The organism is Mucilaginibacter corticis (assembly GCF_007558865.1).
GTDB classification, from domain to species: Bacteria; Bacteroidota; Bacteroidia; order Sphingobacteriales; family Sphingobacteriaceae; genus Mucilaginibacter; species Mucilaginibacter corticis.
Genome location: NZ_VLPK01000001.1, coordinates 862,635 through 884,183, shown reverse-complemented (window position 1 = coordinate 884,183; position 21,549 = coordinate 862,635). Strand labels below are relative to the sequence as shown.

General features: G+C 43.8%; 16 protein-coding genes and 1 tRNA gene. 9 read left to right on the top strand and 8 right to left on the bottom strand.

The genetic code is table 11. The annotated features are described in order from the left end of the window. Positions 1-22: 22 nt before the first annotated feature. Together FO440_RS03785 and FO440_RS03780 are read right to left on the bottom strand one after the other, a co-directional pair. Positions 23-382 carry an MmcQ/YjbR family DNA-binding protein gene (locus FO440_RS03785; RefSeq protein WP_144246889.1) on the bottom strand — a complete coding sequence of 120 codons (360 nt, stop codon included), beginning with the start codon at positions 380-382 and terminating at the stop codon, positions 23-25. 3 nt (positions 383-385) lie between these two features. Continuing rightward, the gene (locus FO440_RS03780) at positions 386-1,111 is read right to left on the bottom strand and encodes a hypothetical protein (RefSeq protein ID WP_144246888.1); all 726 of its coding nucleotides are present in this window, start codon (positions 1,109-1,111) and stop codon (positions 386-388) included. A gap of 70 nt (positions 1,112-1,181) precedes the next feature. Between FO440_RS03780 and pepT the strand changes: the two genes are divergently transcribed. Continuing rightward, the gene (gene pepT, locus FO440_RS03775; RefSeq protein ID WP_144246887.1) at positions 1,182-2,435 is read left to right on the top strand and encodes a peptidase T; all 1,254 of its coding nucleotides are present in this window, start codon (positions 1,182-1,184) and stop codon (positions 2,433-2,435) included. 124 nt (positions 2,436-2,559) lie between these two features. Here pepT and FO440_RS03770 read toward each other — a convergent pair whose 3' ends face one another. Both FO440_RS03770 and FO440_RS03765 read right to left on the bottom strand, forming a co-directional pair. Beyond that, positions 2,560-3,921: a carboxypeptidase-like regulatory domain-containing protein gene (locus tag FO440_RS03770; RefSeq protein ID WP_186292563.1), complete on the bottom strand. Its 1,362-nt coding sequence runs from the start codon at positions 3,919-3,921 to the stop codon at positions 2,560-2,562. Next, positions 3,896-4,465, bottom strand: a complete 570-nt coding sequence (locus tag FO440_RS03765) for an RNA polymerase sigma factor (RefSeq protein WP_144246885.1) — start codon at positions 4,463-4,465, stop codon at positions 3,896-3,898. Before FO440_RS03765 ends, FO440_RS03770 begins: the two co-directional genes overlap by 26 nt. 94 nt (positions 4,466-4,559) lie before the next feature. On the opposite strand from FO440_RS03765, the gene FO440_RS03760 reads away from it, so the two are divergent. From FO440_RS03760 to FO440_RS03750, 3 genes are all read left to right on the top strand, one after another. Beyond that, positions 4,560-6,584, top strand: a complete 2,025-nt coding sequence (locus tag FO440_RS03760) for a YfbK domain-containing protein (RefSeq protein WP_246104167.1) — start codon at positions 4,560-4,562, stop codon at positions 6,582-6,584. 160 nt (positions 6,585-6,744) lie between these two features. After that, positions 6,745-9,504 carry a carboxypeptidase-like regulatory domain-containing protein gene (locus FO440_RS03755; RefSeq protein WP_144246884.1) on the top strand — a complete coding sequence of 920 codons (2,760 nt, stop codon included), beginning with the start codon at positions 6,745-6,747 and terminating at the stop codon, positions 9,502-9,504. A 33-nt stretch (positions 9,505-9,537) separates the two neighbouring features. After that, on the top strand, positions 9,538-10,635 hold the full coding sequence (locus FO440_RS03750) for a carboxypeptidase-like regulatory domain-containing protein (RefSeq protein ID WP_144246883.1): 1,098 nt from the start codon (positions 9,538-9,540) through the stop codon (positions 10,633-10,635). A 408-nt stretch (positions 10,636-11,043) separates the two neighbouring features. Here FO440_RS03750 and FO440_RS03745 read toward each other — a convergent pair whose 3' ends face one another. Together FO440_RS03745 and FO440_RS03740 are read right to left on the bottom strand one after the other, a co-directional pair. Continuing rightward, complete coding sequence (locus FO440_RS03745) at positions 11,044-12,273, bottom strand: peroxiredoxin family protein (RefSeq protein ID WP_144246882.1); 1,230 nt, start codon at positions 12,271-12,273, stop codon at positions 11,044-11,046. Positions 12,274-12,318: 45 nt separating this feature from the next. Then, on the bottom strand, positions 12,319-13,458 hold the full coding sequence (locus tag FO440_RS03740; RefSeq protein WP_144246881.1) for an acyl-CoA dehydrogenase: 1,140 nt from the start codon (positions 13,456-13,458) through the stop codon (positions 12,319-12,321). A gap of 372 nt (positions 13,459-13,830) precedes the next feature. Between FO440_RS03740 and FO440_RS03735 the strand changes: the two genes are divergently transcribed. Continuing rightward, positions 13,831-14,073, top strand: a complete 243-nt coding sequence (locus FO440_RS03735; protein WP_144246880.1) for a helix-turn-helix domain-containing protein — start codon at positions 13,831-13,833, stop codon at positions 14,071-14,073. A gap of 217 nt (positions 14,074-14,290) precedes the next feature. Next, positions 14,291-14,364, top strand: a tRNA-Asp gene (locus FO440_RS03730). Between the two features lie 99 nt (positions 14,365-14,463). Here FO440_RS03730 and FO440_RS03725 read toward each other — a convergent pair. Continuing rightward, the gene (locus tag FO440_RS03725; protein WP_144246879.1) at positions 14,464-15,324 is read right to left on the bottom strand and encodes a sigma-70 family RNA polymerase sigma factor; all 861 of its coding nucleotides are present in this window, start codon (positions 15,322-15,324) and stop codon (positions 14,464-14,466) included. Positions 15,325-15,586: 262 nt separating this feature from the next. Between FO440_RS03725 and FO440_RS03720 the strand changes: the two genes are divergently transcribed. From FO440_RS03720 to FO440_RS03710, 3 genes are all read left to right on the top strand, one after another. Next, positions 15,587-16,888, top strand: a complete 1,302-nt coding sequence (locus FO440_RS03720) for a glucosidase family protein (protein ID WP_144246878.1) — start codon at positions 15,587-15,589, stop codon at positions 16,886-16,888. Positions 16,889-16,993: 105 nt separating this feature from the next. Continuing rightward, on the top strand, positions 16,994-19,150 hold the full coding sequence (gene recQ, locus FO440_RS03715) for a DNA helicase RecQ (protein ID WP_144246877.1): 2,157 nt from the start codon (positions 16,994-16,996) through the stop codon (positions 19,148-19,150). 29 nt (positions 19,151-19,179) lie between these two features. After that, positions 19,180-20,580, top strand: coding sequence for a UDP-N-acetylmuramoyl-tripeptide--D-alanyl-D-alanine ligase (locus tag FO440_RS03710; protein ID WP_317129781.1), 1,401 nt, complete (start codon positions 19,180-19,182; stop codon positions 20,578-20,580). Here the strand turns inward: FO440_RS03710 and FO440_RS03705 are convergent, their stop codons facing one another. After that, entirely contained in the window at positions 20,581-21,345 is a 765-nt protein-coding gene (locus FO440_RS03705) for a GDSL-type esterase/lipase family protein (protein ID WP_144246876.1), read from the bottom strand. Positions 21,346-21,549 lie beyond the last annotated feature (204 nt).

The window sequence follows — 21,549 nt, the reverse complement described above, 5'->3', positions numbered from 1 at the left end:
TGATGTCCCGTTATAGGATGTATTATTCGTTTAACCCCGTTATTTCTGCCTGTGTTTTTTTAGGAAGGCTTTTAAACACAAGGTCGTAAGAATGGTCGACCATTTCAAGCAGTTGTTTGTGTGTTAAAGAGCCGTTCATAAAAACGGTGTTCCACATTTTTTTGTTCATGTGGTAACCCGGTTGCACTTCGGTGTAGCGTTCGCGCAGTTCAACGGCCAGTTCCGGGTCGCATTTTACATTAAAGCGGTCGCCTTCTTGTAAGCCTGTAATTAAGAAGATCTTGCCGCCTACCTTAAAAACCAAAGTATCCTCGCCAAAGGGGAACCCTTCGGTGGCACCGGGTTTTTCCAGGCAATGATCACGCAATTCTTCTATGTTCAACGCTTAATTTATCCGTTTGATGTATGACGTAGGGTTACCGAAGTTATACTTTACGCCGATAAAGATCTGCCGGTATTGATCGGGCGAATCGTTCCTGAATTTGCTCGGCGGATCGGCATAACCATCCAGGCCCTCGCCAAAAGTATAATTGTGGATATAACCTATCTGTATGCCAAGATAAGGTTCGGCCCATTCGTTATAGATCTTAAACTCATACCCGAAACGCAGAGGTACCATGAAATTTAAACTGCTGTTTTTACCTGGAAAGACGTAGCCGCCGACAGGATAGCCGGTAGGCAGTAAATTTGTACGTTGTATAAACGCCATATTGTTATTGATAACGCCAACACCGGAACCGATGTAAAAATCTTTTACAGCGTCTAAAAAATCGCTGCGGCTGTAATCAATTATTTCGCCAAGTGCAAAGTCAACATGTAAAGCAAGTGCTATGTAATGGTTATTGTATTCCCGCCTGTTAGGGTCTGTAACGATGCTGCCGCCCGATAGGCCGCCGGCCTGCAATTCAAGGCCAAGTGATGTGTATGGTGAAGCGTTATAATACCCGGTAGCGTTAACGGTGATGCCGTTGTTTGCTTTCTTCAAATCGTCGTAAGGTGTGTTAAAACTGCCAAAAAAGCCAACACCGTAAGGAGTGTAGTTGTAACTATCCTGGGCCCTTGATATCAGCCCTGAAAAAACTAAAATAAAAAGTAGTAAAGCTTTCCTCAAAACCAAATATTAATCAATCTTTATACGCATTAATTAGCTAATAAGGTACCAAGATAATAATTTCAAAGATATGAACTTAAATTCGATGATAGAATTTACTGTAAAAGAGCGTTTTTTGCGCTATGTGACTATAGATACACAGTCAGATCCCGGTTCAAAAACGTATCCGTCAACCTTAAAACAGAAGGACCTCGGGGCGCTTTTGGTGAAAGAATTATTAGCCATGGGCGTAAATGACGCGCATTTAGACGAGTTTGGTTACGTGTATGCCACCATCCCCGGCAACACCGAAAAAAAGGATGTACCTGTTATTTGCTTTTGCTCGCACATGGATACCTCGCCCGATTGCAGCGGCGAAGGGGTAAAGCCAATTGTGCATGAAAATTACCGGGGGCAGGACCTGGTATTGCCCGACGACCCTACACAGGTACTGCGAATGAGCGAGCACCCCGACCTGAAAAACCAGCTCAATAACGATATTATTACCGCCAGCGGGACAACTTTATTAGGTGCTGACAACAAAGCAGGGGTAGCCGAAATTATGGATGCCTGCTATCAGCTGATCAATCACCCCGAAATAAAACATGGTACCATCAGGATATTGTTTACACCCGATGAAGAGATAGGCCGTGGCGTTGATAAGGTGGATATTAAAAAGCTGGGCGCTTATGCCGGTTATACTATTGATGGCGAAAGTGCCGGCAACATGGAGAACGAAACATTTAGCGCCGATGGTGCCAGGCTGATCATTAACGGGGTGAGCTCGCACCCCGGTTTTGCTAAGGATAAAATGGAAAGCGCCATAAAAATAGCATCGATAATTGTGGCGATGTTACCGTTTGAGTTGTCGCCGGAGAATACGGATGGGATGGAGGGCTTTATTCACCCGGTTAGCATCAGCGGGCATGTTGAGCAGGCTACGGTTGATTTTATAATCCGTGATTTTGATGCGGAAAATTTGACCAGGTACGCCAACGAGATCAGGAAAGCAACCGAAGAGGTGTTGGAAGATTTCCCCAACTCGACCTATGAGTTGCAGGTAACAGAACAATACCGCAACATAAAACAAGTGCTTGATGAGCATCCGCAGATTGTTGAATACGGTATGGAAGCCATCAGGCGCGCCGGGTTGGATGCCAAACTATGCAGTATCCGCGGCGGCACAGATGGCTCAAGGCTGTCATTCATGGGATTACCCTGTCCCAACATCTTCGCCGGCGAACACGCGTTTCATGGCAAGCAGGAGTGGGTATCTGTACAGGATATGCAGAAAGCGGTTGAAACCATTTTGTATTTAAGCACTATTTGGGAAGAGAAGAGTTAATCCTCTCTTATACAGGAAAAAATGTCATTTCGAAACGAAGTGAGAAATCTTAAACGACATGCTGCGGATCGCATGTATAAGATTTCTCACTCGTTCCTCGTATCGAAATGAAAACTTGACTTACCTATTTCAAATTATTACACTTATTGCTTTCATACCAGTTTAGCCACCCGGTTTTATTTAGTTCGAATATTTTAAGATCGGAATAACCCGCATTACCGGCTTTGTCGGCCTTAATGGTTGATGGGGCATGCTTAGTAATAAACTTTAAGGCGCGATAGAACTTACCGTCACTTATAGTTAATGTATCCTTATTGGCGTGTTCTGTTACATATTTTTCGGCAATAGCTATCTTCTTAAAGAACCTGCGTTTAAAGTGCGCGTTTTCTTTGCATGGATTGGCTTTCCCGGTTATGATGTAAGATGAACCGGTTTGTTCGTCGCGGTTACGTTTAACATACCCGCGAATGTTTACCTCGGCAAGACTGGTAGGTTGCTCTTGCATTACTACGTTATACTTTTCGTGAGCTGCCTTAAATGATTGCGTCCCGTATCCAAGATTGGTAAATGTTATCAAAGAGTCTTTATTAACCAAGGCGTGATACCTGCCATTTGTATCGGTTTTGGCAACGCCACGGCTTCCGTTGTAAACGTTAGCGCCACTTATTGCTTTGCCGTTGTTATCGGTAACTATGCCGCTTATTGTTATCAGATCATTTGTTGATTTGCTGCCGTTCTGAATGTTCAAATCCGCAACTTTACCCTGTAAAAGCTGTTCTTTATTTCCAATAGGATTATCCTGAACTTCTTTACCGGTGATTGGGTACGATGATCCCTTAGCCGGCTCATTTTCTGCAATGTCGCGTGGTAATTTTTTCAAGGCATCACTGACGCTGCCGCCTTTATATTCTTTAGCATTAACCCGGGCTATTAACTTTGCATCACCTTTTTCAGCTATTTTTCCGTCGCTGTCAACTTTTATACGCTGTACCTTCTTCAGGATGTCAGCTAACGGCGCAGATTTTTTAACAGATTTGCTCTTAGCAATGTATGCAGGTTTTTCAAGTATAGCTTTGCTTGTGTCTTTTGATATTGTAGCAGGGGTTACAGGCTGTGGTTGGGCTTTGTGTGTAACCGGCGGAACATTGTTTGCATATTGAAGCTGCTTTTGTTTATGAGCAGAGAACCAGTAACCTGCACCTACCGTCAGCAATAAACAAGCCGCAATAGGTATAATGCGCCACAGCAATAGCTTATTTCTTTGCTTTTTGGCGACGCGTTCATTTAGTCTTGATCTAAGGTCTGAAAAGCTCTGAGCAGGGAAAACGCCTTCTTTTTCGTAGCCGTCAAGGGCATCGGTAAAGAAAGGGTCGTCCTGTGCTTCTCGTTCAATTAGGTGCATGGCCTTATTATCAAGCTTACCTTTAAGGTACTTGTCAATTTGTTGTATGTTGTTATTCTTATCGCTCACGGTTCTTCTCCACACAAATTTTTAAATTTCGTTTACCATTCTGGATATAGCTTTTAACCTCATTAAGCGTATACCCTGTTTCTTCAACAATTTCTTTGTAGCATTTCTCTGCCAGGTAAAATAACTGGATACTTATTTTTTGTGCCGATGGTAACTTTTCTTTGCAGCGCTCAAGCAATTGCATGTCGCCCTCCTGCTCCTCATACAGATGCGTATCATCAACAAATTCCATAAAGTCAGGCAAAGTTTCGGTAGGCATTTTTTTATCAGAGCGCAATTGCATCAGGCAAAAATTACGGCTTAGTACATGCAGCCAGCTTTTAAAGTTTTTTATTTCATGCCGCTGTGCTTTATCAATCAGTTCTTCAAAAATTTGCATCACGGCATCTTTGCTCAATTCCTCGTCGCGCAGATATTTAAGGCAAACGCCATACACCAGGTGCATGTATTTTTCATAAAGCGATGCCAGCGTTTTTAAATCGCCGTTTTGCTTATACGCCAGTAATAGCCTTTCGTCGGCTAAATCAATTATGGTGGCTTGGCTTTTTAAGAAGTTCATGCAGAGCTACAAAATAATTTTTTTAAATGATTTATGGAAATCATCAATAGGATGCATCATACCTGCAAAATCCATAAATCTTAAAAAAATAATTATGAGAAATTATTTGATCATGCTTTTAGCCCTGGTAACATTTACCGGCTTTGCAGCGCCAGCCGAAAAATCAAACAGAACGACCCATACCCGTGGCCATAAATTAACAACCGTAAGGGGTAAAATTGCCGACGCTATGTCGGGCGAAGCAGTGGTCGGCGCTACCGTTTCTGTAGACGGTAAAGTAATAACCCGGACTGATGTTAATGGACAGTACAAGATAAAGGTGAAAGAAAAAACAACGCTGACTTTTGCCTGCATTGGTTATACCGATCAAACTATACAACTCAGGCCCGGGCAAACTACACTAAATATAAACCTGATAGTTAAAGAAACCGCATTAAATGAAGTGGTTGTACGTGGTTATGTTAAACGTAATCGCGACGAACAGACCGGTTCATCATACATCATCACCGGGAATAATCCGGTTGCCAATAACGCGGTAGCTGCCCCAAATGCTAAAAAGGACAAAAAATCTAAAATTAACGGCAAGGAATATAATGGCGGCAATGCCGGCGAAGCCCTGAAAAGATTGCCGTCCGGCATTAGGGATCAGGGAATTATTGGTTATAACAACCGTGCCGTGCCGGGTAATGAGTCATACGCCGGTATTGCAGAAAATCAATTTATTGACCCTAAAACTACGCCGCTGTCAACCTTAGCTGTTGATGTTGACGGCGCGTCATATTCTAATGTTCGCAGGTTTATTAATAGCGGACAACTGCCGCCAAAAGACGCCGTGCGTATTGAAGAACTGATCAATTATTTCAAATATAACCTACCTGAACCAACCAGCGGCGATCCGGTAGCAATTCAGACCGAACTTGCTGCCGCGCCCTGGAACCCTCAACACCAATTGGTACGGATAGGGCTAAAGGCAAAAAACGTAAAGACCGACAAATTACCGCCGTCAAACCTTGTGTTTTTGATAGATGTGTCAGGGTCAATGTTTGAGCCTAATAAATTACCCTTAGTTAAAACATCAATGAAAATGCTGGTTGATCAACTAAGACCTATTGATAACGTAGCAATCGTAGTTTATGCCGGCGAAGTTGGGGTGAAACTTGAATCGACCCCAGGCGATCAGAAAGATAAGATCAAACAGGTGATTGACCAGTTAGGCGCGGGCGGCAGTACAGCAGGCGGAGCGGGATTAATGATGGCTTATGAGGTGGCCCAGAAAAACTTTATTAAAAAAGGTAATAACCGCATCATTTTATCAACCGATGGCGACTTTAATGTCGGGGCGTCAAGCGATAAGGATATGGAGCAGTTAATTGAAGAAGAGCGTAAAACAGGTATTAGCTTATCGATACTTGGCTTTGGTATGGGCAATTACAAAGACAGCAAAATGGAACTGCTGGCTGATAAGGGCCACGGTAATTATGCTTATATTGATAACATTACCGAAGCTACAAAATCAATGGTGAGCGAATTTGGCGGTACTTTATTTACCGTAGCAAAGGATGTAAAACTACAGGTTGAATTTAATCCGGCCAAAGTACAGTCTTACCGCTTGTTGGGATATGAGGACAGGTTGATGGCGAAGGAAGATTTTAACAACGATACCAAGCTTGGCGGCGATATGGGGGTGGGGCATACGGTTACCGCCTTGTATGAAATTATACCTGTTGGCGTTAAGGATAGCTTTACGGCAAGTGTTGATCCGTTAAAATACCAGAAAACGCCAGCGTCTGTTCACAATAACAACTCGAACGAGGTCATGACCATTAAGTTCAGGTACAAAAACCCCGATTCTGATCGAAGCAAAATGCAATCAGTAGTAGTTAACGATAATCCGACGGATAAAACATCCGACGATTTCAGGTTTGCCGCGGCAGTGGCCGAATATGGTATGCTGTTGCGCGAATCGGAGTTTAAACAAAACTCAAAGTTCGATCAGCTGATCACTATGGCTAAAAGCGCTAAGGGCAAGGACGACGACGGCTACCGGGCCGAGTTTATCCGCCTTGCGGAAAGCACAAAAAATATGATGAAAACAACTGATGTAACTGCCGCCAAATAAGCGGGCATCGATAGGCTTTGTGCCGGTTCACCCTGAATCGGCACAAAGCATTATTGAACAATTTAATTTAGACTGACGGGGAGCATTGAACTTAAAATAATGCTTGCTAAATAATAAAAAACTATTGTTAACTTAGACTTACCCTAAACCTAAGTCTATCATGAAAACACTTGCCTCTTTGCCAATTAAAATTGGTGTGTTCTGTTTGTTTTTATCACTGTTTGCTTTTATCCCCCGTCAGGACGAACCTGTTGATAAACTGGTAACAATGCTACAACGCTGGACGGATAGCATCCCGCAGGAAAAAGTATACCTGCACATGGATAAACCATATTACGCTCTGGGCGATACCATCTGGTTTAAAGGCTATCTCACCATTGGCAGTAGGCACCAGCTTTCGGCATTAAGCGGGGCAATGTATGTAGAGTTGATCACCGAGAAAGACTCGCTTATTCAACAGCTCAAATTGCCGGTAACCTCGGGCATGGTGATGGGCGATTTTATTTTAGGGGATAATTATAAAGCAGGCAGCTACCGTATCCGCGCCTATACCCAATGGATGCGCAATGCCGGGCCTGAATATTTCTATGACCATACCTTTACCGTTGGCGATCTGCTGAGCAATAACATTGTAACTAAGGCGGATTATCAGTATAAAGACGAAGCAGGCAAGCCTGTGCTTACCGCGATGCTTAATTACGCAGATGACGATGGTAAACCCATCGGAGGCAAAAACATACACTACCAGATCGTAATTAATAAACAGGTCATGTGGTCGGCCAACGCTAAGACGGACGCGCAGGGTAACATGCCGGTAAGGATTGCAAACCCCAAAAACACCGACCTTACAGGCGCTTACATCACCACCGAATTAGACGGAAGCGATAAAAATACTGTAAAACGTGATTTCCCGATAAAGGCCATGCTTTCACAAAGCGATGTGCAGTTCTTCCCTGAAAGCGGTAACCTGGTAAACGGCATATCCTCAAGAGTTGCCTTTAAGGCGGTAGGCATTGACGGATTAGGGTTAGACATTAAAGGAATCGTAACCGATAATGAAAATAAAAAGCAGGCCGAATTTACCACCCTGCATGCCGGTATGGGCAGTTTCCCCTTCAAACCCGAAGCGGGTAAAACCTACACGGCCAATATTACTTTTGCTGACGGTACTACAAAAGCTATTCCCCTGCCCAAAGCGACAGATGAAGGTTATGTTCTCAGTGTTTACCAGCCCAATAAGGATAGTGTATTGGTGCGGATCCACGCGTCACCAAAAAATCAAAACAGTAACATCAGCCTGGTAGCCCATACCAATGGCGAAGTGATATTTGCCGCGCCGGTAAAGATAGCAAACGCGCTTACATCGGTTTGGTTGCAGAAAAAGTTGTTCCCAACCGGTATAGCGCAATTCACCATTTTCGATACCAATAACGAACCATTGAATGAGCGGATAGCTTTTATCAGGAATGATGACCGCATGCAGTTATCCCTTAAAGCCTCCAAAAACACCTACAGCAGTAAAGAAGCTGTACTGGCAGATATGGAAGTAAAAGACAGCAAAGGCAAACCCACCGCGGGCAATTTTAGTGTCGCGGTAATTGATGAAAGTAAAGTACCCATTGATGAAAGTGCCGAGAGTACCATCTTTTCAAACCTGCTCCTCACCTCCGACCTGAAAGGCTATGTAGAAAAGCCCAACTATTATTTTATAAAGGATAATGACGAAGAAACAGATAAAGCATTGGACAACCTGATGCTGACACAAGGCTACCGCAGGTTTGAATGGAAGGAATTGAACAATGTTGTTAGTACCAAACCTGTTTTTGATGCAGAGGGCCTCGGGGCTTCTATTTCAGGCAAGGTAACTACGCTGGGTGGTAAGTTATTGCCAAATGCTATGGTAAACCTGGTATCGGTTAAAGCAGGCATAGCCAAATCAGCCACAACAGATGCTACAGGTAGATTTAAGTTTGATAAAATATTTTTATTGGACAGTGTAAAGTTTGCACTTCAGGCCAGAACGGCTAAGAATAGCGATAAGGTGATCATCTCCTTAGACAGCATTCCTGCGGTGAAGATGAGCAGAAATCTTAACCTGCCCGATGTTAATACAAACATTGCGCAAACCTTAAAAACTTATCTCGACAATGGGAAAAAAGAAGATGAAATCAATGAAAAACTGGGAAGGCTTGACCAGGTACACAAGTTACGTGAAGTTAAGATCAGGGCGCAGAAAATTGCGCCGCCTGCTTATGCTGCGCAAGGAATGTTCCGAGTACCCGAGGGCCATTCTGATTTTACTTACATAGTAAAAAACCCTGAAAACTGTGCAACATTGGGGATTTGTTTACAGGGAGCATTACCTGGAGTAGTTTTTAAACCATACGACTTTATAGAAGACGATTTTCCCTACCATTACAATAATTATCCCTTTTGCCGTCAAACTAACGGCATGGGGCCAATGAAATTAATCATTGACGGAAACATTGTAATGAAGATGCATGATGTGGGAGACTTTTTTGATGACAATATCATAGAACCGGAAGATATTGTTAAAATTGACGTTATACGTACTAACCAGGCATTATTATCAACATTTGGTGGAGCCACTATATTGATCTATACTAAGCGCGGCATGATAAGACGAAGATATAATCCAAGCATTGTTAACATAACCCCTAAGGGCTTTAATAAAGTACGCGAGTTTTACTCGCCGCGATACACGCCGGGTAAAGAAAACAAATTGCCTGACCTGCGCACCACTATTTACTGGAACCCCTATTTAAAAACCAATGAGTCGGGTAAAACTTCATTCAGTTTTTTTAATGCCGATGGGCCCGGAACTTACAAGGTAGTGGTGGAGGGCATCAATGCTGATGGGCAGTTGGGCAGACAGGTGTATAAATACAGTGTGGAATAAACAGCTATCGTAAAAAATATCAAGTATACCTAAATGAAAAAATTGGCTTGCCGCTTACTGCTTATTTTATTTGTCTTTGTAAATGCGCATGCCATGGCCCAACAGGGTTATGCAATTTCAGGGACGATTAAGGACGAGAACAACCAACCGGTAAAAGGTGCTACCATTTTCATCAGCGGGTCGCAGAAAATAACCTCGGCCAATGATGCCGGCGAGTTTACATTTTATACCATACTACCCGGGTATTACAACCTGTCGGTAAAAATGTTAGGCTACCTTCCTTATTCGCAAAACATCGAGATCAAAGACAAACCTGCCGACCTGCACATATCCTTAAAGGTAAAAACAAATCAACTAAAAGAGGTAGTTATAGGTAAATCCAAAAGTAAAGACCTTTTTATGAGGGTTTTTAAACAGCAGTTTTTAGGCGCGACCGAAAATGGACAGGCTTGTGTTCTGCTAAACCCCGGCGCGGTAAACTTCAGCACAAAAAAAGAGTTTTTAATGGCCGACGCGGACGAATTCCTGGTGGTTGAAAACAAAAATTTAGGTTATAAGATCAGGTACATGCTCAAGAGTTTTTGGTACAACGCGGCTACTGACAGAACAGATTATAGTGGCGACGCTTTATTTGAGGAAATGCCCGGCACAGAAAAAATGAAACAGAAATGGGCAAAAAAGCGCCTTGAAGCTTATAACGGATCATTGGTGCATTTTTTAAGGGCTGTTTATACAAATACGGTACTTAAAGAAGGTTTCCTGGTTTACAAAACATACCCTAAACCAGCCAAAAATGCCAATGATAACCTGGTATATATTGACCCGCGGCCTGTAAAATTTGACAGCCTTTTTAACGTAGTAGATACCGCGTTCCTGACATTTAAAGCCATACCCTTATTGGTAAGATACGACCCGAAACAAGCCGCAAAAATTGTGGACAGAAAGGAGCTTTTTTCGTTAAAAGGAGTAACAATGACTGGTAAAAGTACCTTAATAAGCTTTCCGGGGAACGAGACGGCGATTGACCGTAAAGGAGTTTTTAAAGACTACGAGGGCATGAGCATTACCGGCGATTGGGGGATGAGCAGGCTGGGGGATAAGGTGCCGCTTGAGTATCAGCCGCCAAAATAGAAAGTAACACATCGCTTAGTTAACGTGAGTCCGGCATAAGAAAACTGCGATGTCATTTCGAACGAACCCAAGGAGCGTGGAGTTTTGGAGTGAGGAGAAATCTTGTACGCTATGCATTTTTGCCTTGTATTTTGTCAAAGATTTCTCTTTCGCGGCCTTCCCAAGTCCCTCCTCAAGCTCTATCGAAATGACATTTTTATTAATTCTAAATTATCGAATTTTCAATAATCTGATAAACAGTTGTTTGTGGGGCTTTTGGCTGTAAGTTTACTGACTTATCCTTTGTTTCAAAATGTATCATGAGCCGGAAATCAATAAATTAACTATTTCACTACCAGTTTATTGCAAAAACAGGTGTACCAACTGTTCCACTTGTATCACATTCACGTGGAACAGTTCACCATGCTTTTAGCCCTGTTCTTCCAGCATGTGGATGGTAAGGCGTTCAAACTCGGTGATAAAATCGGTATAGTGCTCGCCGGTGCCGGGTCCGCTAAAACCGGTATGGATCTTACGTACATCGCCTTTCCTGTCGATCATGATAGTAGTAGGGAACCCCAGGATCTTTGCCATCATGGGCAGGCTCTTGGCAGGGTCGCCATTAGCAGGAGTATAGCCGGTGATCAATAAAGGGTAAGGTATATTGAAGCGGGTTTTAAGTTGCTGCAACGTTCGCTGTGATTTTGCGAAATCGGTAGTGCGCTCATACGCCAGGCCAATAACTTCAACCCCTTTTGAATGGAACTTCTTGTAATAGTTGATCATGTAAGCGGTTTCGTCCATACAATTAGGGCACCATGAACCCAATATCTGCACGATAACCACCTTGTTTTTAAAACGCTCGTCGGTTAACGACACCTTTTTGCCGTTGATGTCTTTAAACGTAAAGGCCAGTTTCTTGTAACCGGGCTTAAGCGCGGTCAGCGAGAAGGCGTCAGGCAATTTGGCATTGGCGTCTCTAACACCACTCCAGTCGTCAACACTGGTAAGGCCGGCATAGAACTTTCCGCCCGTTATCTTGTCGCCGGTAATGTTAGCGGTAAACAGGTAGTTATGGCCACCGTCAAAAGTGGACAGGTACAGCTCATGGCCGGTAATAACACCTTCCAGAAAGCGGTAATCCCCGGTGGTTGACAGGAATGTGCCGGTAACCTTTGCGCCAACTTGCTTAAACTCACCCACAGTCAGGTCCGTTTTGCCATCACTCACAAAGGGAACGGACCATCTGCCGGTGATATTGGCTGCAGGTTTTTGCGGGGTCTTAAATCGCCATGGCGTATTGGGGGTAGCGGTAAAGTCCATGATAGTAAACTTGGTACCGCCATTCTTGATCCATTTACCGGTAAGTACACCCGCGCTTAGTTTTAACCTGAACTCGGAATCAAACAAAGGCATGTGGATGAAAACAGAATCGCCTTTATATTTTACATCTGTCACCTTAAAACGTTCGGCACCGTTAATAATAGCCAGACGGGTTTGCCCGGCAACAGTACTTACCTCGAAGTTAAAAGGGATCTCGACACCCGTGGCTGTTTTGCTTACACCGCGCCAGATGCCTGGTTTAAGTGTTGCCTGTGCGTATGCCAGGTTAAAAGCCAGTATGAGTAAAAGTAAGGTAAACAGCGATCTGATTTTCATGATAGATGATTTTATACACATCAAAATTAACGAAAACAGGTCGCTTTATTTCAGCACTTCGCGCGATATGACAATGCGTTGAATTTCTGAAGTACCCTCATAGATCTGGGTTATTTTGGCATCGCGCATTAAACGCTCAACGTGATACTCTTTTACAAAGCCATATCCGCCATGGATCTGTACCGCCTCAACCGTAGTTTTCATAGCTGTTTGCGATGCATATAACTTAGCCATTGAGCTTGCCTGTGCGTAGGGCAGACCTTTGTCTTTCAACCATGCCGCTTTCAGGCACAACAGGCGAGAGGCCTCAATTTCGATAGCCATATCGGCCAGTTTAAATTGGATAGCTTGCAGATCGCTCAGGGTTTTACTAAAAGCCTTACGTTCTTTAGCGTAATTTAAAGCCAGCTCATAAGCTCCCGAAGCTATGCCCAAAGCCTGCGCCGCTATACCGATACGCCCGCCGGCTAAAACAGTCATGGCAAACTTAAACCCGAAGCCCTCTTCACCTATCCGGTTTTCTTTGGGCACCTTAACATCATTAAAATGCAGCGAATGCGTGTCTGACCCACGGATGCCCATCTTATTTTCTTTAGCACCCACCGTAAATCCGGGCATGCCTTTTTCAACGATCAAAGCGTTGATGCCATGGTGTCGCTGGCTTGCATCGGTTTGCGCCATTACCAGGTAGGTTGACGCGGTACTGCCGTTTGTTATCCAGTTTTTGGTGCCGTTAAGCAGGTAGTGATCGCCCATATCAATAGCCGTAGTTGATTGTGCCGTAGCATCCGAGCCTGCTTCGGGTTCAGATAAGCAGAAGGCGCCTATCACCTCTCCCTTAGCTAAGGGCACCAGGTATTTCTGCTTTTGCTCTTCGGTGCCATATTTCTCCAAGCCGTAACACACTAACGAGTTATTAACCGATACCACAACAGATGCAGAGGCGTCTATCTTTGAAAGCTCTTCCATTACCAATACGTATGAAATAGCGTCCATGCCGCTGCCACTATACTTAGGCGAAACCATCATGCCTAAAAACCCCAGTTCGCCCATCATTTTAACTTGTTCTGCCGGGAATCTTTGGTGCTCATCCCGTTCTATTACGCCGGGTTTCAGCTCGGTTTGGGCAAAATCACGGGCAGCCTGGCGTATCATCAATTGCTCTTCGGAAAATTCGAAATACATTATATAGGTTATATAAAGTAAATATATTGATTATTATGCATGCATAGCAAAAGTTTAGGCCAAAAAAAAGAGAGCTTTTTTTGAAGCTCCCTTTCCCCTAATTAATTTAAACTATTGATTAAACCCAAAACAAAGAACAAAAAACCTCAGCTTGGGTGTCTGAGAATTCAATATTTATATGTTACCGCCTTGATATGTTTTCATAGGTATATGCAGGGCCAAACGGTATGAACAAATGTATTGCCATTAAATCATTACGACAATGACTTATTCGTCAGAATTTGAAAATAAAAGTTTGGCAATTTTTATTATTTTAGCTTTCCCGAAAGGCCCAATTATTATTAGATAGTAAACTTAAAATTGCCATAAACTATGCTATTAACTGATTTTGAATACCTGGATAACTCTGATAATGCATTTAAACGCAAAATTTCGCTCCAAATAAAACGACTAAGAAGGCAAAATCAGGTTACACAGGAGAAGTTTTATTCTGACACAAACATTAACATTGCCCGGCTTGAATCGGGTAAAATAGATATACGTATTGAAACCCTGCGCAAGGTTTGTTATTACTTTGATGTCTCTTTATCCGGATTTTTCAGAGGTATCTATTAAAATGCGGGCAAATCACTGCATAAAAACTATACAGGTTTCTGCTATTGTATACATTCAATGTGCCGTTTTAAGCACATTGCACTTAAAAGTAAGTGATAGTAATGCATAGCTAACTAATTAAAATACACTATAAAACATTGATTATTTGTATTTTAATATTTTTTTAAAAAAATAGCTTGTGGAATAACAAATGAAGGCTATATTTGCAGTCCCAAACGGAGTGGTAGTTCAGCTGGTTAGAATACATGCCTGTCACGCATGGGGTCGCGGGTTCGAGTCCCGTCCATTCCGCTAAAAAATAAAAGCCTTACTGAAAAGTAAGGCTTTTTACGTTTTATAACATTTTGCGATCTTCTTTAAGATTGAAAAGACAGGCGGCTGACCTAATTATTATCCCAGGTAAGTTTTTAACGTTCTTGTACGGGTGCTGTGACGTAATCTTTCCAAAGCTTTGTCTTTAATTTGCCTAACGCGTTCGCGGGTAAGGTTATATTTATCACCGATTTCTTCCAGGCTATGCGCGTGTTGGTTCTTCAAACCGAAAAACAATTCTAAAACTTCTCTTTCTTTTTCGCCAAGTACACGCATACTATCAGATATTTCAATGCTAAGCGATTCGTTCATCATTTCTTTGTCTGTTCCCGGCTCGGCACTTTGCAGTACATCAAGTAAGGTATTGTCTTCATCACTTGAAAACGGACTGTCATACGAAATATGTTTGCCCGTATGCGACAATGAATTACTCACCTTTTCAACGGTCAATTCTAAATCCTCTGCCAATTCCTCAGGTGTTGGCTGCCTTTCATAAACCTGTTCCAGTTTTGAAGCGGCTTTTGCGATCTTTGAAAGATCACCCACTTGGTTTAACGGTAACCGCACCATTCGCGATTGTTCACCTATTGCCGACAAGATAGACTGACGGATCCACCATACGGCATATGATATAAATTTAAATCCCTTTGTTTCGTCAAAGCGCTTTGCGGCTTTAACCAGGCCAAGGTTGCCCTCATTGATCAGGTCGCCAAGCGTCAGACCGGAGCTTTGGTATTGTTTTGCAACAGAAACCACAAATCGCAAATTTGCAGTCGTCAATCTTTCCAACGCAGCCATATCGCCCTCCCTGATTTTTTGAGTCAGTGTCACCTCTTCTTGTGGTGTGATCATTGGAATCTTTGCAATGTCTGACAAATACTGATTCAATGACGCTGTTTCACGATTGGTGATCGACTCACTTATTTTAAGTTGCCTCATTTTTTTGAAATATTTTAAGTGAATGATAAAGATTCAGTGCCTTAGAATGCGCGGAAAACAAAATGATTCTCTGAGAGATTTCAACTAAATAGTTGGTGCCTGCGGTAGAAAGGATATATAAAAATCTTTAACGCACAAAGATAAGCACAAAACAAAAAAAGAGTGTTGATTGGATGTCAAGAAGTTAAGAGCTTGAAATGACAACATTGCTTACCGGTTTCCGGTTTAGCTGTTTTATTGCTATGTTTATAGCCTATAAGCCATGATCAGATCAGTTTTTTATTTTTTTCTCCTTGTATTTATAGTTAATACAGGTGCCCTTGCACAAGTAAACGCCGACCGCGCACTTGCAAAAACAATTTTAACCAATAAAGATTTCGATACCGTGCAGGTAAAGGCAGTTAAGTTGCTGTCCGGCTTCTCGGCCGGTACGTCGTATAACGAGGTTTGGATCCGCGATTTTAATACGTTTATCAAAGGGTCGCTTAAAGCACATCCAAAAGAAGAGGTAAAAAAAATGTTGCTGATGTTTTTTAAGATCCAGGGAGATGACGGCAATATTGTAGACGGTGTAGTTGAAACCACCAAGGCAAATGTAGGCTATGATTATCGACATTCTGACCTGCTGCCGGGCTGGCAGGCACATAAAAACACAGTGGAGACTGACCAGGAATCATCTTTGGTTCAGGCCATTCGTAAATATATTGATGTTACCGGCGATGTGTCCATCCTTGATGAGCAGATAGGCGGTAAATCCGTGATCAGCAGGATAGAAGATGCGCTGAATTATATCATGAAAGACCGCTGGTCGGCAAAATATGGACTGGTTACCGGCGCGACTACCATTGACTGGGGCGATGTGCAAGCCGATGGTGGCTGGGGCGTCGCCATTAACAAAAAAACCAAATGGGCCATTGATATTTATGACAATGCCATGTTCGCTATGGCGATAAGAGATTTTATAGCTTTTAAACCCAAAGGTTACAAGACCGACAAGAACTGGAATGCCGTTGCCGCATCGCTCAAAGCCAATGTGCGTAAGTATTTGTGGCAGCCTGCGACAAACAAGTATATCCCGCACCTGTACCTTGAAGGCAGCCCGTTTCCTAAAGAGTTTAATGAAAATGAGATCCTGTATACAGGCGGTTCCATCTGTGCGATCCTGGCTGGTTTCAATACCAAAGCAGAGGTAATTGAGATCAACAGGCAAATGTTGGCCGCTGCGGCTAAAGAAAAATTTGCTACCATTGGCATGACGGTTTACCCGCCATACCCAAAAGAACTATATCCTAACGTTCCGCCTTACAACTACCAAAACGCAGGCGACTGGACCTGGTTTGGCGGCAGAATGCCCGAAGCATTGTTAAAGTACAACCTGGCCAAAGAAGCCTATGCGGATCTTACCCCAATGACGGATCGTACGATTAAAAACAACGGCTTTTTTGAATGGTATAATGTACAAACTGGTGCTCCAAGCGGCTCCGGCAGTTTCAGGGGCGAGGCCGGGGTGTTATATGACGCCATAGGGCAGTTAAAACAATGGGCAGCAAATCATAACCGGTAATTATTCTCATATTCAGGAATGAATTGAGTTTTCGGGACAGTATCTACTGCTTTCTTGAGTTGGGCTGGACAAAAATCCGCACATTTGCATATCTTCATATCAAACATGACACCAACGCAGGCCCTGCAAAAATATTTCGGATACAGTGAGTTCAGACACGAGCAGAAAGCTATTATTGAACATGTTTTAAGCGGCGGCGATGTAATGGCGCTGATGCCTACCGGTGGCGGCAAGTCATTATGCTATCAGTTACCTGCTGTGCTGTTAAACGGCTTAACTATTGTTATCTCGCCGCTAATCGCGCTGATGAAAGACCAGGTGGATAGCCTGAACGTAGCGGGTATACCGGCGGCGTTTTTAAATTCGTCGCAAAGCCCTGACGAACAAAGTCGCATCATTACCAAACTGAACAGTAACCATATTAAACTTTTATACCTGGCGCCCGAGCGGCTGTTTGGGTCAGGCAATAAACTGGTTGATTTTTTACGGTCGCTGCCGGTTCCGGTCGCGCAAATAGCTATTGACGAAGCACATTGTATCTCGCATTGGGGGCACGATTTCCGTCCGGAGTACCTGATGCTGGCAGGACTGAAAGATCATTTTCCGAATATCCCGGTAATAGCTCTTACCGCTACTGCTGATAAGCTAACGCAAAAGGATATCCTTGAGAAGCTGAACCTTAAACATCCGGCTGTATTCATCTCTTCGTTTAACCGTGCCAATATTACCTATCGGGTCAACCCAAAAAGAAATAGCTTTGACCAGCTACTTGATTTTTTAGGAGATAAGAAAGACGAATCAGGTATTATTTATTGCCTGTCGCGTAAATCTGTTGAAGCTTTGGCTATAGACTTAAAAGCTCAGGGTTACTCGGCCGAGGCTTATCATGCAGGCCTTGATAACGCCACAAAGGCTCGCAATCAGGAAGCATTTTTGCGCGATGATGTAAAGATCATTGTGGCTACCATAGCTTTCGGCATGGGTATTAATAAATCAAACGTGCGCTACGTGGTGCATATGGATATGCCTAAAAACATCGAGGGCTATTACCAGGAAACCGGCCGCGCGGGCCGCGATGGTTTGGCATCGTCCGCGCTGCTGTTTTATTCGCCAGGCGATGCCATCAAGCTGAAAAGTTTTGTGGCTATTGATGGCGACCCTGAACAAACGCAGGTAATGCTGAGCAAGCTGAACGATATGGCTAAGTATTGCCAGTTGCCCACATGCCGCCGTAAATACCTGCTTAACTATTTTGATGAGCAAGCACCCGACCATTGCGGCTCGTGCGATGTTTGCCTGAGCGAGATCACCACGTTCGATGGAACGGAGATAGCTCAAAAGGCATTGTCTGCGGTATACCGATTAAAAGAACGCTTCGGCACTACTTACGTGATCGATTTTTTGCGTGGATCAAAAAACGAGAAGATCCGCCAAGAGCATAAAGAAATAAAGACCTATGGCGTGGGTAAAGATATCAGCAAAGCCGATTGGCAGCGCTACATCCGCGAGCTGGTTGCGCTGGGCTATCTGAAGTTTACAGAAACCGAATACCCGGTATTGACCCTCACCTCAAAAAGCGAGGCTGTTTTAAAGGGCTTGCAAAAGGTAGATCTGGTGGCTACGCAAACCATGGAAGAGGGCCCTACTGAAACGTTGCCGTTTGAAAACCAGCTGTTCAGTATCCTTAAAAACATCCGCAGGGATATTGCTACGAATGAGAATGTACCGGCCTACGTCATCGTATCAGATGCTACGCTGATGGAGATTGCTACATACCTGCCACAAAGCTTAGACGAACTGCGCTTTATTTCCGGCTTTGGCGATGTTAAACTGGCAAGATATGGTCGCGAATTTGTTAATCCCGTAAAGGTATATACTCACGAGCGGGGTTTAAACTCAAGGATCGCTAATAAAAGCCGAAAACGAGAACGTAAACCTAAAACGGAACGAACGCCTACACCCCGTAGCAGCGATACCCGCAGGGCGAGCCTCGAGCTTTACAAAAAAGATAAAAGCATTGCCGAAATTGCCGCGGAACGCGGACTTAACGTATCTACTGTCGAAAGCCATTTAAGTTTTTTTGTTGAGTCCGGCGAATTGGACGTGTCGGAAATGGTATCGCCGGATAAGATGCCTGCTATACAAGATGCCATTGAAAGCTATGGCGCCGAGCGTCTTGCCCCGCTAAAAGAAATTTTAGGCCCCGATTTTAGTTACGGCGAAATAAAGGCCGTATTGGGTTGGATAAACAGAAATCAATAACTTTGGTTTACTAATAAGGGGGTGTCACTTTGAGCCTGTCGAAGGGTGAGCGTAAAGGCTCGTCCGCATCCTTCGACGAGCTTAGGATGACAGCCAAATACACAATGGACATGACCACTACCGAACAATTATACCAACATTACCTGCAACACCCGGTTATCAGTACCGATACTCGTAAAATAGCGGCAGGCAGTTTGTTTTTTGCCTTAAAGGGCGATAAGTTTGATGCCAACACATTCGCGCAGCAGGCTATTGAAGAGGGTGCTGCTTTTGCTATAATAGATAACCCGGCATATCAGGTTAATGAGCAATGCCTGTTAGTGGCCGATGTATTAACTGCTTTGCAGGACCTGGCACGCCACCATCGCAGGCAATTAACCATTCCCGTTGTGGGGCTTACGGGTACTAACGGTAAAACTACTACCAAGGAATTGATCAACGCGGTGTTGTCACAGCATTTTACAACACTGGCTACGCAGGGTAACCTGAATAACCATATCGGTGTGCCTTTAACCATTTTAAACATTAATGCATCGCACCAGGTGGCCGTGATAGAAATGGGGGCCAATCATATTAAAGAAATCGAACTGCTATGTAGTATTTCACAGCCCACACACGGCATGATAACCAATGTTGGTAAAGCGCATTTGGAGGGCTTTGGCAGTATTGAGGGAGTGAAGATAGGCAAGGGAGAGTTATACGATTTCCTGTCACAGAATGGTGTCGCTTTCATTAACAGTAATAATCCTATTTTGATGACTATGCAGGCCGCGCGCAAGTTTGCTGTTCCGCCGGTGTTTTATGGCGACGCTATTGACGACCTGGTTAGCGGCGAGATCACTGAAAACGCACCATTACTCTCCCTGCAATGGACCAACAACAGCACAGGCGAGAGCCATAATGTTAAAACCCAGCTTACAGGTGTTTACAATCTGGATAACATATTAGCGGCGATAAGCATCGGCATTTATTTTAAACTGACACCGGCCGAGATCAATGCCGGTATTGAGGGGTACCAACCTAAAAACAACCGGTCGCAAATTGTGCAGACCGTTACTAATACGCTGATCTGCGATTACTATAACGCCAACCCGAGCAGTATGGCGGTGGCTATAGAGAATATCGGTAAAATAACCGCGTCGCGTAAAGTTTTGATCCTGGGCGATATGTTCGAGTTAGGGGAAGAGTCGGTTGAAGAGCATAAAGCTATCATCGAAAAAGCATTGGCTACAGAAGTGGATGAGCGGATCTTTATCGGGAAGGACTTTGCCAAAGCTATTGAAACCATCAGCCATCGGCCATCAACTACCGTCTACACTACTGCGGAAGACGCTATAGCCGGTTTAAAAGCCGATCCGATTAAAGACTCAACCATCCTCATCAAAGGATCAAGGGGGATGGCTTTAGAACGATTGGTGGAACTGCTTTAGTTACTTTAAGACCTTTGCTATGGCCTTACCCCAAAACTCGCCTAATGCTACGGCGCCTTTTGGATTAGGGTGCAGGTAAAAAACACCTTGCCTGCCATCTTCGTGCTGAAGATCGGTCTCTGCATTCGCTTTAAAATAATCGAAGGCTTTAGTATCGCCAATAAACACACGTTTAGGGTTAGTAGCCTTATACTCCTTAACCAGCTGATCCATTGCCGGGATATAGGTTTGTAAGCGGGTTAACCCTTCCTGCAAATACATAGAGCCGTTATAGGTATTAGGGCTATACCATATCGGGTGCTCAATCACCACCATACTTCCGGGGAAATCTTTTAAGAGCTGATCGATGATCGTTTTGAGGTTTGCCTTGTAATCATCAACCGCTACCGGCGCACCATGTGTGCCTTTCATGGCGCTGTCATTGGTACCAATCTTTATGGAGAACACCAATTGTGCCTGCTGGTTGGCAAATGCCTTAGCCGCGTTCTCTGCATCAATGAAAGCTTTTGTGCCCGGCAGCCAGTCTAACGTGGTGTAACCGCTGTGGCCCTGGTTCGAGAAGTCAACCGAGCCAATGTTGGCCTGCGTTTTTAAATAGTTGGCGCAGATAACCGGGGGCGCTTGTTTGGCAGCATCAGGCAGGCCTGCGCCATAGGTAATACTATCGCCGATGAAAACGATATTGACATCGCGTTTAGCGTTAAAGATGGTAAAGCTGCTTACTAAAATAGAGACTATCAGCAGTAGGGTTCCCTTGATCTTCATGACTGGTAATAATTGGTAACGCAATATAGTAAAGAGTGCGCGCTGTTCCACGCGAATGTGAAACAAATGGAACACTTGGTACACCTGTTTTTGCAAAATGCTGATAATTAAATAATTAATTTGCCGACTCTGGGCTCATGATACACTTTGATACACCTTCGCCATCATTCCGGGCGGTAAGCCAACAAAAAAGCCTCCTGATTT